This window comes from Chitinasiproducens palmae (assembly GCF_900095735.1).
In the GTDB taxonomy this organism is placed as follows: Bacteria; Pseudomonadota; Gammaproteobacteria; order Burkholderiales; family Burkholderiaceae; genus Chitinasiproducens; species Chitinasiproducens palmae.
On the sequence record NZ_FNLO01000002.1, the window covers coordinates 401,595 to 417,224 of the forward strand.

Here is a 15,630-nt window from a genome sequence, read left to right on the forward strand (position 1 = left end):
CTTCGAGGCACGTATCGGGTGCTGCGTATCAGGGCATGTAGGTGCCGCCGTTCACATCGAGGACCGCGCCGGTCATGTAGCCTGACTGTTCCGAGGCCAGGAACGAGACGACATGGCCGATCTCGTCCGCCGTGCCGATGCGTCCCACCGGTATCGCGCCGACCAACTGGGCGCGCTGGGCGTCGCTGCCCTGCTGGGTCATCGGGCTTTCGATACGGCCCGGCGCAATCGTGTTGACGGTGATACCGTCTGGCGCGACTTCGGCCGCGATGATTCGTGACATGCCGATCATGCCCGCCTTGGTCGCCGCGTAGTGCACGCCGGCGGTGCCAACCAGCGTCCGCCCGGCACGCGACGACATATTGATGATGCGACCCCAACGATTGGCCCGCATCAGCGGAATGGACTCGCGAATGCACAGGAACGCGCCGCTCAGGTTGATGCCGAGCACCATGTTCCATTCATCGGTGGAGATATCCTTGATGCCGCGTGGCTTGCCGTCCACCTTGATGCTCACGCCCGCGTTGTTGACCAGCACGTCGAGACGGCCGTGTTCCTCTGCGATCGAAGCGATCAATGCCTTGATGCCGGCCTCGTCGGTCACATCCAGCTCCGCGCCGCGCACCGAGCCGCTGGGCGCCAGTTGTTGGGCCGCTTTGTGCACCGATGCGCTGCGGTCCGCCGCGATGACATGGAAGCCGGTTTCGGCCAGCACTTTCGCCACGCCATAGCCGATGCCGCTTGCCGCGCCGGTGACCACGGCGACCTTCTTCTTGATTTGATTCATGCGCTCCTGTCTCCTATTCGAACCGTTGTGGTAGCGGTCGCTGTCGTCTTCCGGAACGGGCGCCCGCCCGCTACACCGTCGGTGCCATCAACGCGGTCAGTTCCCGGACATCGTCCACTTCGTCGACATGCATTACCGCATCCGCGAGCGTATCGACCCTGTTCGCCCAAGCGTCCGATTCCGGACACGCCGAGGCCGCGAGCGTGCGGAATTTCGCGAGCACGTCGTCGGCCGAGAAAGGCGGCGCGCCGTGCCAGGAATCACCGAGCGCGAAATCCGTCGCGGCTTCGAAGCGCTGGCCGCGTGCCTTCACGCGACAATGCGACGGCACCTTGAGCACTTTCTCGTGCAAACCCCAGGCGTGCGGATCGTAGCCGCGCGCGTCGACGCCAAGCGTGATTTTGGCGCGCATGTTTCGCGCCGCTTCACCGCTGAGGTTGACCGTGTCGAACCATGCCGCCCCGGCCGGCACCTCCAGCGCGACCATCGCCGCCGCATGCGCGAAGCTGAACGTGGCCGCGACCAGATTGGGCGGGTCATCGTTCATCCCGAAGCGAGGATACGGAATCATCGGGAAGGTCAGCAGCTCGACAGCTTCGATTTCGTCGGCCCGCAGCCGGTGCTCGCGCCGGAGCCGGTCGAAGGCGGTCAGGGCGTAGTGGATCCAGCGGCAACACGGCCAGAACTTGATCGACGTTTCCGGCAGGTACCACGCGGTGCCGAGTCCATCGAGCATCGCCTCCGGTGCAAGGAGCGCGCCCTGGAATACCTGTGCATAGCTGTCGCCGTCAAAAATGTCGCGCACGCCGCGAATGCCTTCCTGCGCGTGCAGGGCCGCCATCATGCCGCCCTGCGCGTTCCAGCCGGTGTCCGCATATTTGATCATGCCGAGCACCGGGTCGCGGCCCCATTGACGCGACCAGTCACGGCCGACCATGTATTGGGCGCAATTGCCGAACGCATCGGCCAGCACGACCTCGCTTTGGCCGAGCACGATCGCGGCGGCCGTGCAGGCGGCAGTCACGCCCTGAGCTGGGCCGACCAGCCCGCTCCAACCACGCGTGCGGCCGTGTTCGTCGAGCGTCACGCGGGGACTGAGGAAGTTGCCGAGGCGCACCCCCACCTCGAAGCCCATCGTGAACGCGACGAGCAGATCCGCACCGCTCAAACGGGCTTGCTCGCCAAGCGCGAGCGCCGCGCCGAGACTGGCCTGCGCGTGATGCCCCTGTACCTTGTAGCACTCGTCCATATCGAGCACATTGCCAAGACGTCCGTTGGCCCACGCCGCCGACATGACGGAAGTCTTTTGTCCGGTGCCGATCACGGTCGCGACGCCGCCGCGACAGGTCGCGTCCACGATCCTGCGTACCGCGCGTCCCGGTTCGGTCTGGATTGCACCGAGCGCGCAGCCGACGGTGTCGAGCAGCAACAGTTTGGCCGATCGGATGACCGCTGGCGGCAGCGCGTCGTAGCGGGTCGACAGCGCAAATCGGGCAAGACTTTGGGTAATGTTCATGGTGGGAGTCGTCAGTGCGGCAATTCCGATCGATGTCAGCTGGTTCAGCGCAACCAATTGAACGCGCGCATGACCGGCGCATCGGACATACAAATAAGTACCGCATCCGCTTTCGCCCGGTGAGTGTGCGCAAGCCAGCTCGGGCAGGCAATCACATCGCCCGCTTGCCAGCCGAAGGTTCGATCGCCAACCGTGGACTGGCCTTCGCCTGCCACGACCACGAAGATTCGATTGGCGGTCGACCGCTCACAGGGCCACGTGGCGCGGCTGCCGAGATGAACCGCTTGCCTGTCGAAGGTATCGATCTCCGGCGGACCCAGATGCAATCGACGGACGCCGGGCGCTGTTTCGTCGCTTGCCAGCAGCTTCGTCAGGTAGTCCTGGTAAGCGAAGCGCAGCGGCGTCGCCGCTTCCGTCCGCTCGGCCCGCACGAACGGTTCGGGATGGTGCTCGAAGAACATCGGTCCGAGCAGTTGCACGAGCGGCGCATCCAGGATGTCGATCCAGTACGCATCCTCCGCGCTGCGATTGTCATGTCCGTGATACGCCCAACGCGGCGTCAGCAGCACGTCGCCGCTCGCCATCGGCACGTTCACGCCATCCACCAGCGTATAGGTCTCGGGCGCGGCTTCGACGACGACTCGCATCGCATTCGGTGTGTGCCGATGGCTGCGCGCCGTTTCACCGGCCTTGACCATTTGGTAGGCCGCGACCAAGGTAGTCACCGTCGCGTAATCGTTGCCCGGGATCGGATTAGCCAGGATCAAATTGCGCCGTTCGGCCCACTCGGTGCCGACCAGGCGCCCAGCGGCATGCAGGGCCTCGCGCGTTGCGCTGAAGCGCCAGTGGGCCGGGACGAAACGCTGCTTGGGCTCGGGATACAGCGAAGGCGTCGGCTTGTTCCAGCCGTTCTTGACGCCGATTTTCTCGAGCATCGCATGCAACTGATCGAGATCGGCTGCAGCGGCAAAGTCGGGACACGTACAGATAGTGGTCATTGTCGTGTCCTCATCGCACGCCAGCATGCTTCGCGCGCCCGACCGCATCCTGCGCGGCGAGGCGCCCGAAGATGCACCCTTTCGCAAGCGACGAACCGCTCATATAGGTTTCGCCATGGAAGCCGCCCATCACTTCGCCCGACGCGTACAGGCCGGTGATCACATTGCCTGCAACGTTGAGCACGCGGGCCTTCGGATCGGTACGAAGGCCGCAATAGGTCGAGGTCAGCCCGGTGGTGCAGGCCACACCGTAGAACGGTCCCTCGAGCAACTTGCGCGGCTTACCGTAACCGGTGCTGAGCGATGTCCGGCCGAACTCGTCCTCGGCATGCCCGTCGCAAGCCTGGTGGTAGCGCTCGACGGTTGCGTTCAACGCACAGGCATCGATGCCCAACAGGTCCGCCAAGGCAGCGATCGAAGGTGCCTTCACGACAACCCCGGCTGCCAGCCCAGCCTTGTAGTCCGAGACAGTCGGCAGCGGTGACGATTGATCCATGACCTGCTGATCGAATATCTGGAACGCGACGGCGTCGGGCTGCAGCAGGCACTCGTCGCCAATCGCCTTGTATGAGATCGACTCGTTGACGAAACGCCTGCCGAGCCGGTTGACGACGATGGCGCCCTTGTACATTGCCGACAGAAGCCGGGGTGCATCCAGATCCTCCGGACCGTCCTTCGCGCGCACCGGGGCGCCGAAGCTCCCCTTCACGTAGCCAATGTCGACGAGGTCGGCACCGAGCGCCCAGGCCATCTTCAAGCCGTCGCCGGTATTGCCGTATCCGCCCATCGGCAACGCTGCGCGCAGATGCGGCACGAAGCGTTCGACCAGGTCAGCCGAACGCGAAAAGCCACCCGTCGTGATGACCACACCGCCGCGTGCCAGGATCACGCCGCCATCGACCAGTTGTACGCCAGTTACCGTACACGCGCCGGCTTTGCCCTCGGTGAGCAGCCCGGTCACCTGGCTGTTCGCGCGATAACTGCCGCCGGCCGCCAGATAGTGCGCGTGCAGCGTATCGAGTACCTTTACCGGGCTGATGCTGTGATTGCGTGGCACCGACTGGCTGCCGCTCAGCGACACTTGTTCAAACGCCAGGCCCAATTGCTTGAGCCACTGGTAGTTTTCGAACTGACGCTCCGCGTAGGTACGTACCAGCGCACGGTCGTTGCGGTACTTGCCCGCCTTCAGCAGGTCTTCTTCGAGCAGTTCGGCACTGTCTTCGATGCCGTGTTCCTTCTGAATCGCGGTGCCCGCGAAAGCGAATGCGCCGCCGCACATACGCGTACTGCCACCGTACTGCGCAGTCTTCTCCAGGAGCAGTACACTGCCGCCGAGATGCGCGGCTTCGAGCGCCGCGCAGTGGCCGGCCATGCCCGCGCCAACCACGATCAGGTCAAAGCATTCCGCAGTTCGATTCACGATTCAATCCTCGCGCTTCCATTGCCGGTCACGATGCTGATTATTTCATCTGCGCTGCGGTCGATCCGGTCGCCGCGCCATGCGACATGACCGTCCGGGCGGACCAACACCAGCGTTTTCTCGTAAAGGGCAAGCACCTCAGGCTTGTCGGTAGCGAAAAGTGTCAGTGGCACGCCGCGCCTGGCAGCGGCGTCGCGCAGTTGCGTGGCGTCGGCGCCGGCAACGCTTCGGTAGACGAGAACGAAGCCGCGGCCGAATAGATCGAGCATCGAGCGGCCGTCGTCCAGCCAAGCGTGCGGCGCCCGGCAGCCGGCACGCGTGCTCGGACGGTAATTGACGGCGTCGTCGAACTCGGCCTGCTGTGCAGCCGGGTTTTCCGCTTCGTTGTAGATGCAGACGGGAGATCCGATATAGCGGTTGCCCAGATGCATATTTTTTGAGAACCACTCCTTCTTCAGCCCGTCGGTGAGCGCCCGGCCGACCTTGGCACGTGCCGCCTCACCTTCGGAGCCATCGGCGAAGATGGCCTCGGTATGCGGCACTTGCTTCATCGTCTCGAGGTTGCTCGTCGAAAAGCGTGTGATCCGGATGGCCACCGGCCGACGCTCGATCGCGTATGAATCGAGCAGCGCCCGCCCGCCCCAGCCTTCCAGGCAGGCAGCGATCTTCCAGGAGAGATCGACTGCATCGCCGATGCCGGTATTCATGCCGAGCCCGCCGGTCGGCGAAGTCAGGTGGCACGCATCGCCAGCGATGAACACGCGCCCGCTGCCATAGCTGTCCGCAACCTGCTCGATGCGCGTCCAGCGCAGCACGCTGAGAATCTCGAGGTCGAAGGGCCGGCCAACCGCGGCATGTGCGAACTGCTTCAGTTGCGCTTCGTCGTACTCAGCGTTGTCGCGTGCGTTGCCGATGATCGACATGCGCCACTGGTCATTGCCGTTGATCGCCACGATAGTTGCCCAAACGCCCGTCGCATCGACGAACATGTAGCGATAGCCGGGCTGCTTGTCGTGCAGTTGATTGAAATGCGGGCAACGGAAGATGACATTGGTGGTATGCGTGAGCACGCCACGTCCGTGCATCTCGATACCCAAGTGCTCGCGCACGGCACTGCGGCCGCCATCGCATCCAATCAGGAATTTCGAATTGACCACGATCTCGTTGCCGTCGGCGTCCCGCACCGTCGCTGCCACGCCGTCGGCATGCTGGTTGAACGACAGCAGCCGGTGCCCGTACTTCAGCGACACCCCTTCTTGCGACCGCGCGAATCGCTGCAGGATCGGATCGAACATATTCTGCGGACAGCGCTCGCGCTTTTGTGGACTTTCGGGGGGCGCCTTGTCGTTGAGCATCGAAGGCATCGGCTGACGCCCCATCTCGTGGCCGGTGAGCGTGGTCAGGTACACGTTGTCCTGTGGATAGGCACGGTTGTAGGCGCTGCTTTCCACATCCTTCACGATTCCCCAGCGCCGACAGTGCTCCATCGTCCTCAAACCAACGCCGTCCATCTTTGCCTGCCTGATCTGGCCATCGCCGCGTTCGACGAGCAGGCAGCGCCGCCCTCGCCAGCCCAGATCACCCGCGAGCGAAAGGCCAACCGGCCCACCGCCAACGATCAATACCTCGGTCCCCAACGCCATGCTCATCGAAGCGTTCTCCATTGTGTCGCGCACTGCGCGCAGAGCGTCGCGTGCCTTCATTCCGTCCAACAAATCTTAACTCATAAGGTCATACCTTATTACCTAATGTAAACCCTGCGTCGGCGGCGGTGTCTCGGTCAGATCGAGCTTCCACCGGATGGACGCGATTCGACACCGCTGGTATAACGAGAGGGTTCGATTGAAGGTCATACCTTAGGTGTTTATAGCCATGCCAAGTCCCAGCCGGCCAAATCGCGGTGTTGATACCGCCCCCCCGTCGAGAGCCTCTTTTTCTCCTATCAAGACGAAGCGCGCATTTGAGGAGGTGTGCGATCAGGTTCGCCGCGAAGTGGCGCTGGGCAAGCTGCGGCCAGGCGACCGCCTGCCGCCGGAGCGAGATTTCGCGGAGCAGCTCGGCGTGAGCCGCACCGCCATCCGCGAAGCGATGCGCAGCCTCGAGAACGCTGGACTCGTGCAATGTTTCCAGGGCATGGGCGGGGGCGCGTTCATCAGCGAGCGCAACTCGAGCGTGGTCACGCAGGCGGTCAGCGACATGGTGATGCTGGGTCAGATTCCGTCGCACAGCGTGACCGAAGCACGGATTATCCTGACCGAACAGGCCATCCGGCTGGCGTGCCTGCGCGCCACCGACGACGATCTCGACGCCATCGAGCGGGATACCGATCAGGCCGAGGAACTGACCCTGGCGGGCAACTATTCCCGGCGCGGATCCTATATCACCGAGTTCTATCGGCTGCTTGCCAGCGCCACGCACAACCAGGTGATGGTGATGCTGGTGGAATCGCTGTCCGAGCTTGTCCGCACCCAGATGGTTCAGGTCAGCGTAAAGCCTCGAAAAGATTTCATAGCGGTTCGTCGCGCAGTCCTCAAGCATCTTCGAGCCCGCGATGCCGACAAGGCAGTGGCCGAAATGAGAAAGCATTTGGAACGCCTGGATCGCCATCTGCAGGACGACCTGATCGAAAAGTCGAAGGCCACCGCCGACTCGGCGGGATCGTGATCGCCGACCGGCCGGTGCAGGCACCGGCCCGTACGTCTTTTCGGGAACGTCCGACAGCGCCGACGGACGTCTCCTTCGCTCAAAAGTAATGGCGGATGCCGATGATGACCGTCGTCTGGTTCGGCGACGATGATGACGCGACGAAGTAGTTGTTGGCGACAGCAGGCGTGCCGAACGAACTTGTCCCGGATGCGTGCATGTACGCGCTCGACAGGTATAGGAACGTGGCCTTGGAGAAGAAATATTTCGCCCCGAGCGACACCGTGCTGTAGCGCGCGTCGTGATTCGACTCGTAATCGAGCCCAGCGCCGATCGTGACAGTCGGCGTCACCACGTACGTCGCATTTGCCTCATATCCGTTGAAGATGAAGGTGCCGGAAAGCGGTGTGCTCGACGTGCCGACGACGTCCTCGAACCGGGTGTTCGAATAGACGAAGCCCGCGCTGAAGGCGCCGAATGTGTAAACCGCCCCCGCCGTCGCGACCTGCAGGCGGCGCGCCGAGGCGAAGCCGCCGAAGATCGGCGTCGTCAGCGGGTTGCTCCAACTGCCGTTGGCTACCGGGCGAGTGGTCGCACCGTAAAGCGCGAGGCCCGGATCGTTGACGCGAACGAACGACGCGGCCGCCTGCAGCGGTCCATTCGCATAGGTGACACTGAAGTTGTACGCCTGAGCGTTCGTGAAATCGCCGGCAACGCCACCCAGGCGGTACATCGCACCGAACCTCAGCCCGGCAAAACTCGGGCTAAAGTACTTGATCGAATTCGTCGCGTTATAGCTCGCCCAAAGGTTGTCGACATCGCCCGCGTGCGCGCCGAGACCGCCGGCGACGCGCGCCGCGGCGGTGAGGGGTCCGGTGCTTTCGAGATTGAGGTCGTATTGCCGGCCAATGGTGAGCCGCCCGTATCGCTCACTCTCTAGTCCCACATAGGCCTGGCGGCCAAACAGCGCGTTATTGGCGGGCAGCTTGCCTGTATTGAGGTCGTACGCCCCTTCAAGCTTGAAGATCGCCTTGATACCGCCACCCAGGTCTTCCCGCCCTTGCAAGCCCCAGAAACTCTGCGTCTGATTGCCGGAGCGCATCGAGTACTGTGACTTGCCGCCGCTATTGCTGTTGTATTGAATCCCGTCGTCCAGCACGCCATACAGTGTGACGGCGCTTTGCGCATGGGCGGCCATGGCGGCCATCAAGCCGACCAGGGGCATTACTGCGATATGTTTCACATCGGTCTCCGTGATTGTTCTTGTGTTCCTGCCCTACGTTCTCGCTATCAACCATTTCGGTTCAAAGCGATTTCTCGCGCGCATGGGGGTCGAATTCGAAGCGCTCGCTCCCCGCGTCCTGCGAAATTCCCCGCGGTAGCGCCAGAATCAGCAGTCCCGCCAACAGAGCCAGCACACCGAACAGATAGGTGCCGTCGTTGATGTTCCCAGTGATGGATTCGGCAATCGCGGACGCCACCGACCCAAACACCCCGGCCAGCGCGCCGACCGAGTTGATGAGCGCCAGTCCGGCGGCCGCCGCCGTGCCGCCGAGAATCTGATTCGGGAAGGTCCAGTAGATCGGAAAAGATGCCATCAGACTGCCGATGGCAAGCGTCAGGCATGCTAACGACAGGTAGAAATGCGATGCCACCAATGCGCTGGCGATGAACGCCACGCCGCCGATGAACGCCGGCAGCGCGGCATGCCAGCGGCGCTCCCCGGTGCGCGCAGAATGCGAGGCGTTCAGAATCAGGCATGGAATCGACGCGATCCATGGGATGGCGCTCAACAGGCCGATGGTCGCCGTGCTCGTGACGCCTGCCCGGTGAATGATGGTCGGCAGCCAGAACGAGAGCCCATAAAAGCCGGTGTTCAGCGCCAGCAGGATGAGAATCAACATCCATACGCGACCATCCCCGATCGCGACCAGCATGTTCTCTTCCTTGTGCGCGCGCTCCCCGCGCAGTGAGGCCTTCAGGCAATGCTTCTCCGCGTCGCTGAGCCAGCGCGCCGAACCGATATCACGCGGTAGGAACACGAAGATCACCACGCCCATCACGATCGACGGCAGGCCTTCGAGCAGGAATAGCCATTGCCACCCACGGAAATGACCGAAGCCTCCAGACACTTCCAGTACCCATCCAGAGACGGGACCGCCGAACATCAGACTGACTGGTAGGGAGGCGAGAAAGAGCGCGAACATGCGCGACTGCTTGTTCGCGGGCATCCAGCTGCCGATGTAGTACAACACGCCAGGCAGAAAGCCCGCCTCGCACACGCCCAGCAGCAGGCGCAGCGCATAGAACACGTTGGTTTGCGAGGTGTGGAAGAACGCGGCAAGCGGCGTAATGAACATCATCGCCACCGAGACGATGCCCCACGTAACCATGATCCGCGAAATCCAGATTCGGGCACCGACGCGCTTCAAAATGAGATTGCTCGGCACCTCGAAAATCATGTAGCTCCAAAAGAAGATGCTTGCACCGACGGCATAGGTAGCGTCGGTCAAGCCAGTATCGGTAGTCATCTGGAGCTTGGCGAAGCTGATATTGATACGGTCGAGATACGCCACGATGAACGCGAGGAAGAACAGTGGCAGCACCCGCCTCGACACCTTGCCACATACCCTGTCGAGGAGATCTTCCCCGAGCACTGCTTCGATCATGTTCGTCTCCGACGGGAATCCGGCTTCGCGCGCGCTCATGGACGCCCGATATAAGGCACTACGGTTATAAGGTATAACCATTGTGGCACGCGCATATAGGCATCGAACCTAGGACCAACCCTAGACCACTGAGACGACACGCTGTCCCAGGAAGCCGTTCGGCGCCATGGCTCCTTCCAACGCAAATGACGATGACGTAATTGCCGACCGGCTTTCGAGCAATGGAGCCGCTCACGCTGGCCCGAACGCGCGCAATTTCTTACGGTTCAACCTGCCAAGTGCCGCCCACGCGTCGCAGGGCGCCATGGGGCGCCACGGGGCGCCGCGGGGCGCTTGCTCGAATTGAAAGCGTCCAACGCGCGCGATCTCTCGTAGTCGTTGTGCGATTGGCAGCCTGCCAATCGCGAGTTAGATTGGTTTGCCTTTTCAATCGCCGATTTGCGAAAACCGCATGACCCAGCACAGCTCGACGCTTTTATCGCGGACTGGCAGAGGTCCGACATGGTTTCTTCAACGCGCGTGGGCTACGATCGTGCAAGACGGAGAGCGCCGATTGGTATCGCCCGCTTTCCGCGAACTCAAGACATGCGGTTCTGCACGAACTTCGCCAGGACATGACGCCGTAGGGCATGACCTGGAGCTTGCCTCGTGCTGCGAGAGACGTTAGCCAACCTGATTAATCAGTTGCTAGATCTGCAAGGGGGGGTGACGTAGTGCGCGCTGCCACGACCAACAAGCAGCATGCGTAATGCTGGACCGGTCCTCTTCGAACCGCTCTCCAGATGGCGCCAATGGCATCGATCGCATCAATAATGCCTGGTCTCAAGCGGAGCCCCTTCGGGTCGATGAGGTACAACACGTGTGTCTGCGGTACCGGGACAGGTCGATGGCCAGGCGATAGGCGCGGCGCCAATCCGCGTTCCTGTCGTGAAAGGACGCCGTGCCACTGACGTCGCTTTCCTGCCTATTGCGCATCGCTTATCCAGACCAGCCGCCGCCAAGCGCCAGGAACAAGTCGATCTCGCGGTCGATCATTTGCGCGCGCGACACGGCAAGCGAAGATTCCGCATTTGCCAACGCTGCTTCGGCCGACAGCACGTCGATGAAGCCAACCTTGCCGAAGCGGAACAGGCGGTTGGCTTGTCCGCTGGCGTGGGCGGCATCGTCGCGCGCTTTGGTGAGGCTCCGTTCGCGCTCGATTTCTCGCGCGTACGCGGTCAGCGCGGTTTCCGTCTGCTTCAACGCCTGCACGACCGCGCCATCGAAAGCCGCCACGGCGGCATCGGCCCCCGCTCCGGCGGCGTCTATCCGGGCCTTGGCCGCGATCCGGTTGGGCCAATGCCACGATAGCAGCGGTCCGAACGTTGCACCGAAGCTGTCCCTCGAGAAAAGTTTCGTGAAGGAGTCGGCGAAGCCTGCCGAAGCACCGAGGCTGACCTGCGGGTAAAGTTGTGCCGTTTCGACGCCGATCCTCGCGGTCGCAGCGGCCAGATTGCGCTCGGCCTCGCGGATGTCCGGGCGCCGTTGGATCAACTGCCAGCCATCGCCGATCGGAATCGGCTGCTGCAAGCTCGGCGGCTGCGCGCAGTTCTCCAACTCTTTCGGATAATCGGCGGGAAGCTTGCCCATCAGTGCAGCCAATTCGAACAGGGCTGCCTGGCGTTCCGCGATCAAGTGGGGAATGGCGGCCGCGCTGCCGTTGGCCGCGGCACTCGATCGGCTGACATCGAACGCCGTTCCCTTCCCACCCATACTCAATTTCCGTGTCGCCTCAAGGGTTTGGCGCTGCACATCGAGTACACGCCGGCTCGCAGCCAAGGTCTGGTTCGCCGAGCACACGCCGACGTAGGCGCGGGTGACGGCCGCGGCCACTACCACGCGCACCTGATCGCGCGCCGCCGCGACGGCTTCGGCGTTCGCATTGGCTGCTTCGATGCCGCGACGGATGCCGCCCGCCAAATCCAGCGGATAGGACAGGTTGATACCGAGCGCATAGGTCTGCGGCGTGGTTGACATCGGTAGCGTGTAGCCGCCAACGTGAGCGAAGGTTGCCAATGCCTGCGCGTCCGTCTGAATCATGCGTCCTTCCCGTGCCTGGCGCGCGGCGGCAGAGGCTTGCCGAAGGTGCGCGTCGGCCACTCGCAGGTCGGTGTTCGCTTGCAATGCTTCGGCGACATAGGCGTTCAGTCGCGCGTCGTTGTACAGCGCCCACCAGCGATCTGGCAGGCGAGTGTTGCGATAGGCAGCGTCATCGCCAGCCACGAAGGCACGCTTGGCTTCCGGTGATTGGGCAACGGCTCGTTCCGGCACATGGTAATCCGGTCCGGACACGCAACCGGCCAGCGTCAGCGAAAAGAAAATCGCGGCGACGGACAATTTCTTCCTGCTCATTCGCAGGCTCCCGCGGCGTCGGGCACAAGGGCTATGGTCGCCGTGCGACCGGCGATCAGGCGTGTTTCGGGCGGCGCTTTGTCTATGCGGATGCGAACCGGAACACGTTGTGCCAGCCGCACCCACGAGAACGTCGGCTGCACTGTTGGCAACATATTGTGACTGCTCGAGCGTTGGTCGTCGGCAATGCCGGCGGCGATGCTTTCGACATGCCCTCGCACATCCTTGCCGTCACCGATCAGGCGAACGATGGCGGCATCGCCCTCCTTGATGCAATTGAGCTTGGTTTCCTCGAAATATCCTTCGATGCGCAGCGTGTCGGTATCGACCAGCGCCATGGCCTGCGTGCCCGGCGAGAGGAAGTCACCCGGATGCAGGTCGAGATTGGTGACGATGCCATCTGTCGTTGCATGCACCTCGGTACGCTGCACGTTGAGCAATGCGACACGGCGCTCCGCTTTCGCCTGCGCCAGTGCCGCGACGGCCGTGTCGACTTTCGCCGCATCCTGTTCGCGGACTTCGGCGGCAACCAGATTGTCGAGTGCGACGTCGCGTTTCAGCTCGCGTCGCGCGAGGTTAAGCGTGGCTTGTGCGCTCTGAACGGCGGCGTCCGCCTTCTCCAATGCCGCCGCCAGACGTGGCCGATCCAGCACCAGCAAAAGCTGCCCGGCCTTCACCGGCTGGTTGTCACGCACCAGCACTCGCGTGACCAACCCGCCGAGATCGGACGATACACGCACGACATCAGCGCGGACGTGACCATCGCGCGTCCAAGGTTTTTTCTCGTAGCGACTCCAGATCGACGATGCCACGCAGGCAGCGACGGCGAGCAAAAGGAGCGTTACCGCCCAGCGACCAAGGGTTGGGAGCAGGTGCTTCATTTCAGTTCTCAAACAGATGCGCGAGCTCGATCAACGAGCCGAACAGAATCACAAAAATCGAGAGTCCCACCGCGGGCTGCCACGCAAACAGCCGATGGAGCCTGAGTCTTGCCAGGCATCTGGATGCCAGCATCGCCAAGACCAGTGCGACCAGCGACATCGCCAGCAGAAAAGGCACGAAAACACCGCAGAGGGAAAGTTCGCCGAACATCGCATCACGCTCCAAGGTCATTCACACGCGACACCAGATCACGGTGAAGCTTGGACAGCAGAACGAGTAATCGCTTGCGTTCGGGCTCGCCGCTTGCAACCACGGTTGTGCGGGCGCGATCAAGGCGTGCAAGTAGGAACCCTCTGGAGGCGTGAGCATCGGCAGCGGCACGGCTGCGAAAATAGGTGGTCAGTTCGTCCAGCAATTCGACCAGGCTGGCACGCGCGTTCTGATCGCTGAGCGTGTTCACGAGCAAGCGAAGCTCGCCGACGACATTGCCCACGCGCAAGTCGGAGAACGCGGATTTCAGAATGCGCGCCGGCTGTTCGTGCCCGCCCAGCTTTGGGACGAGCAGGCCGATGCGATCCAGCATCCGGCTCGTCCAACTCGTGGCATCGGTGACGCGACCCGCTATCCGAAGCACGAGATCCCGCCGTATCGCCCGAAACAGCCGGTTGCGACTGTGGTTCGGGCTGATGGTCTGGAACAGACTCATGCTGGCCATTGCCATCCCGGTTCCGACAAACAACGCCACGCTGCCGTTGATAGCACTGGAAAAATTCGAGGCATTGGTCGCGCCGAGACCGGCGATGATCGGAAAGGTCAGAATCACCCCCAGTGCCGCCATGATGAAAGGCGGCCTCGCCAGGAACGAGCCGGCCACCAGCAGTGTGGGTGCCAGTACCGCCGCCAAGCCGACGAAGTCGGTCGTGCGGGGGAGAATCACGAAGCCGTACGCAAGACCGATGACTACGCCGATGCAGGAGCCAATCAGATAGCGCACGACGTTGCCCGCGGGGGCCTCGACAGTGCCGAACAGTAAGCAAGCGGTGCCGATAATCGAAACGGCAGTTGCGCCGTCCGGCCATGCCGTGATCATCCAGAATACGCAACCCAGCAGGATGCCGATGCCCGCGCCGACTGCACTGCGCGCAGCTAGCCAGTGGTCGCGGTGCAGCACATGGCCGCTTCCGTTGGTGGCTAGTTGCGCCGGTACATGGCGACGCCACTGGGGATTGGCCTTCTGCAACTGTCGTTCAAGCAGGCGGCAATCGCGATGTGCGATCTCCAGTTCGGCCAGGTCGGTCGCGAGCCCCATGAGCAGCAGGCTACGCCAATCGTTCGTTTCGACGGTATCGACACAGACGTCGCGCAGGTTCAAAGGTACGCCTTCCGCCGATGCGTGCAGTGCGGCCAGCGCAGCGTCGATGGCGCTCGAGAGCGAAAGCACCGCCAGCAAACGGTCGTGCAGCGCCCGCAGGATCTGGACTTGAGCGAAGCCATGGGCAGCGTCGAAGGCCAAGTGAATCGAAAGATGGTGCAGTTCCAGCAGATCCGTTGCGGCCCGTGCGCGATCCCTGACCAGGACCGCATCCTGAGCGCCAGCAAGCATGTCCCGCGTCCATCGTTCCGTATCGGCCAAAATGGCGGCGACACGCGCCTGCGCCCGGTGCGACACGCTGCGCGGCAGGATCAGGCTGTGAACCAACGTGGCCGACAAAATGCCAATCGAGATTTCCTGTACCCGCGTGATGGCCACTGTAAAGACCTCGCCAGGTGCAGTCACGCTCGGAAAACCGATCAGGCTGGTGGTGTATCCCGCCAACAGGAAGGCGTAGGAACGCGGGGTCCGATCGAGCACACCGAGATACAGGCAGAAACCCATCCACAGCGCCAGCGCCGCGCTCAATATCCAAGGTTCGTTGGCGAACGTCGGCACCAGCAACACGGTTGCCGCTGCCCCGCCGACCGTGCCCAGAAGGCGGAACAGTCCACGACTTACAGTCGCGCCGGAAAGGGCCTGCGAAACGAGGTAGACCGTTCCCAATACCCAGAACGGGCGGGTCAGGCCGATCCGCAGCGACACGTACAGGCCGAGCATCGCGGCGGCAAAGCATTTGAGCGAGAACAGCGCCGCTTCCAGGTCGGGCTTGAGCGCGGAACGTCCGGCCAGTGCGTACTGGCGGTACTGGCGGTACTGGCGGTACTGGCTGTATTGACGGAAGCGGTCAGCGAAGCGATATTTCTCTAGATCGTTGCGCGCTCCTTCGCTATGAGCTTTGCCGTCAGTGACATCAGGTGTTTGCATGCGATCACTGTATCGATCGCAGGCC

12 protein-coding genes are annotated in these 15,630 nt (G+C 62.7%); 1 reads left to right on the forward strand and 11 read right to left on the reverse strand.

The window, feature by feature from the left end:
* Nucleotides 1–28: 28 nt before the first annotated feature.
* The 5 genes from BLU54_RS04855 to BLU54_RS04875 all read right to left on the reverse strand — a co-directional run bounded on the left by BLU54_RS04855 (nt 29) and on the right by BLU54_RS04875 (nt 6,370).
* Entirely contained in the window at nt 29–787 is a 759-nt protein-coding gene (locus tag BLU54_RS04855) for an SDR family oxidoreductase (RefSeq protein WP_091905443.1), read from the reverse strand.
* 70 nt (nt 788–857) lie between these two features.
* Nucleotides 858–2,303, reverse strand: coding sequence for an MmgE/PrpD family protein (locus tag BLU54_RS04860; protein ID WP_139169499.1), 1,446 nt, complete (start codon nt 2,301–2,303; stop codon nt 858–860).
* A 44-nt stretch (nt 2,304–2,347) separates the two neighbouring features.
* Nucleotides 2,348–3,301: a cupin domain-containing protein gene (locus BLU54_RS04865; RefSeq protein ID WP_170845021.1), complete on the reverse strand. Its 954-nt coding sequence runs from the start codon at nt 3,299–3,301 to the stop codon at nt 2,348–2,350.
* A 10-nt stretch (nt 3,302–3,311) separates the two neighbouring features.
* Nucleotides 3,312–4,721 carry an FAD-dependent oxidoreductase gene (locus BLU54_RS04870; RefSeq protein ID WP_091905452.1) on the reverse strand — a complete coding sequence of 470 codons (1,410 nt, stop codon included), beginning with the start codon at nt 4,719–4,721 and terminating at the stop codon, nt 3,312–3,314.
* On the reverse strand, nt 4,718–6,370 hold the full coding sequence (locus BLU54_RS04875) for an FAD-dependent oxidoreductase (RefSeq protein ID WP_170845022.1): 1,653 nt from the start codon (nt 6,368–6,370) through the stop codon (nt 4,718–4,720). The genes BLU54_RS04870 and BLU54_RS04875 overlap by 4 nt, the downstream gene beginning before the upstream one ends.
* Nucleotides 6,371–6,593: 223 nt before the next feature.
* Here BLU54_RS04875 and BLU54_RS04880 point away from each other — a divergent pair, with 223 nt between their 5' ends.
* Entirely contained in the window at nt 6,594–7,385 is a 792-nt protein-coding gene (locus BLU54_RS04880) for a FadR/GntR family transcriptional regulator (protein WP_091905457.1), read from the forward strand.
* A gap of 79 nt (nt 7,386–7,464) precedes the next feature.
* On the opposite strand, the gene BLU54_RS04885 is transcribed toward BLU54_RS04880, so the two are convergent.
* The 6 genes from BLU54_RS04885 to BLU54_RS04910 form a co-directional block, all read right to left on the reverse strand.
* Nucleotides 7,465–8,607: a porin gene (locus tag BLU54_RS04885; protein ID WP_235837792.1), complete on the reverse strand. Its 1,143-nt coding sequence runs from the start codon at nt 8,605–8,607 to the stop codon at nt 7,465–7,467.
* A 61-nt stretch (nt 8,608–8,668) separates the two neighbouring features.
* Nucleotides 8,669–10,033, reverse strand: coding sequence for an MFS transporter (locus BLU54_RS04890; protein WP_091906005.1), 1,365 nt, complete (start codon nt 10,031–10,033; stop codon nt 8,669–8,671).
* 978 nt (nt 10,034–11,011) lie between these two features.
* A complete protein-coding gene (locus BLU54_RS04895; protein WP_091905462.1) occupies nt 11,012–12,424 on the reverse strand; it encodes an efflux transporter outer membrane subunit in 1,413 nt (470 codons plus the stop codon).
* A complete protein-coding gene (locus BLU54_RS04900; protein ID WP_091905465.1) occupies nt 12,421–13,305 on the reverse strand; it encodes an efflux RND transporter periplasmic adaptor subunit in 885 nt (294 codons plus the stop codon). The genes BLU54_RS04895 and BLU54_RS04900 overlap by 4 nt, the downstream gene beginning before the upstream one ends.
* A gap of 1 nt (nt 13,306) precedes the next feature.
* Nucleotides 13,307–13,516, reverse strand: coding sequence for a DUF1656 domain-containing protein (locus tag BLU54_RS04905; RefSeq protein WP_091906007.1), 210 nt, complete (start codon nt 13,514–13,516; stop codon nt 13,307–13,309).
* Between the two features lie 4 nt (nt 13,517–13,520).
* Nucleotides 13,521–15,605, reverse strand: a complete 2,085-nt coding sequence (locus tag BLU54_RS04910; RefSeq protein ID WP_091905467.1) for an FUSC family protein — start codon at nt 15,603–15,605, stop codon at nt 13,521–13,523.
* Nucleotides 15,606–15,630 lie beyond the last annotated feature (25 nt).

What these genes read in the sequence shown, in the direction of transcription:
- BLU54_RS04890 (WP_091906005.1), bottom strand. Translation starts at nt 10,033, where the DNA reads ATGATCGAAGCAGTGCTCGGGGAAGATCTCCTCGACAGGGTATGTGGC.
- BLU54_RS04905 (WP_091906007.1), bottom strand. Translation starts at nt 13,516, where the DNA reads ATGTTCGGCGAACTTTCCCTCTGCGGTGTTTTCGTGCCTTTTCTGCTG.
- BLU54_RS04900 (WP_091905465.1), bottom strand. Translation starts at nt 13,305, where the DNA reads ATGAAGCACCTGCTCCCAACCCTTGGTCGCTGGGCGGTAACGCTCCTT.
- BLU54_RS04880 (WP_091905457.1), top strand. Translation starts at nt 6,594, where the DNA reads ATGCCAAGTCCCAGCCGGCCAAATCGCGGTGTTGATACCGCCCCCCCG.
- BLU54_RS04875 (WP_170845022.1), bottom strand. Translation starts at nt 6,370, where the DNA reads ATGAGCATGGCGTTGGGGACCGAGGTATTGATCGTTGGCGGTGGGCCG.
- BLU54_RS04865 (WP_170845021.1), bottom strand. Translation starts at nt 3,301, where the DNA reads ATGACCACTATCTGTACGTGTCCCGACTTTGCCGCTGCAGCCGATCTC.
- BLU54_RS04910 (WP_091905467.1), bottom strand. Translation starts at nt 15,605, where the DNA reads ATGCAAACACCTGATGTCACTGACGGCAAAGCTCATAGCGAAGGAGCG.
- BLU54_RS04895 (WP_091905462.1), bottom strand. Translation starts at nt 12,424, where the DNA reads ATGAGCAGGAAGAAATTGTCCGTCGCCGCGATTTTCTTTTCGCTGACG.
- BLU54_RS04855 (WP_091905443.1), bottom strand. Translation starts at nt 787, where the DNA reads ATGAATCAAATCAAGAAGAAGGTCGCCGTGGTCACCGGCGCGGCAAGC.
- BLU54_RS04860 (WP_139169499.1), bottom strand. Translation starts at nt 2,303, where the DNA reads ATGAACATTACCCAAAGTCTTGCCCGATTTGCGCTGTCGACCCGCTAC.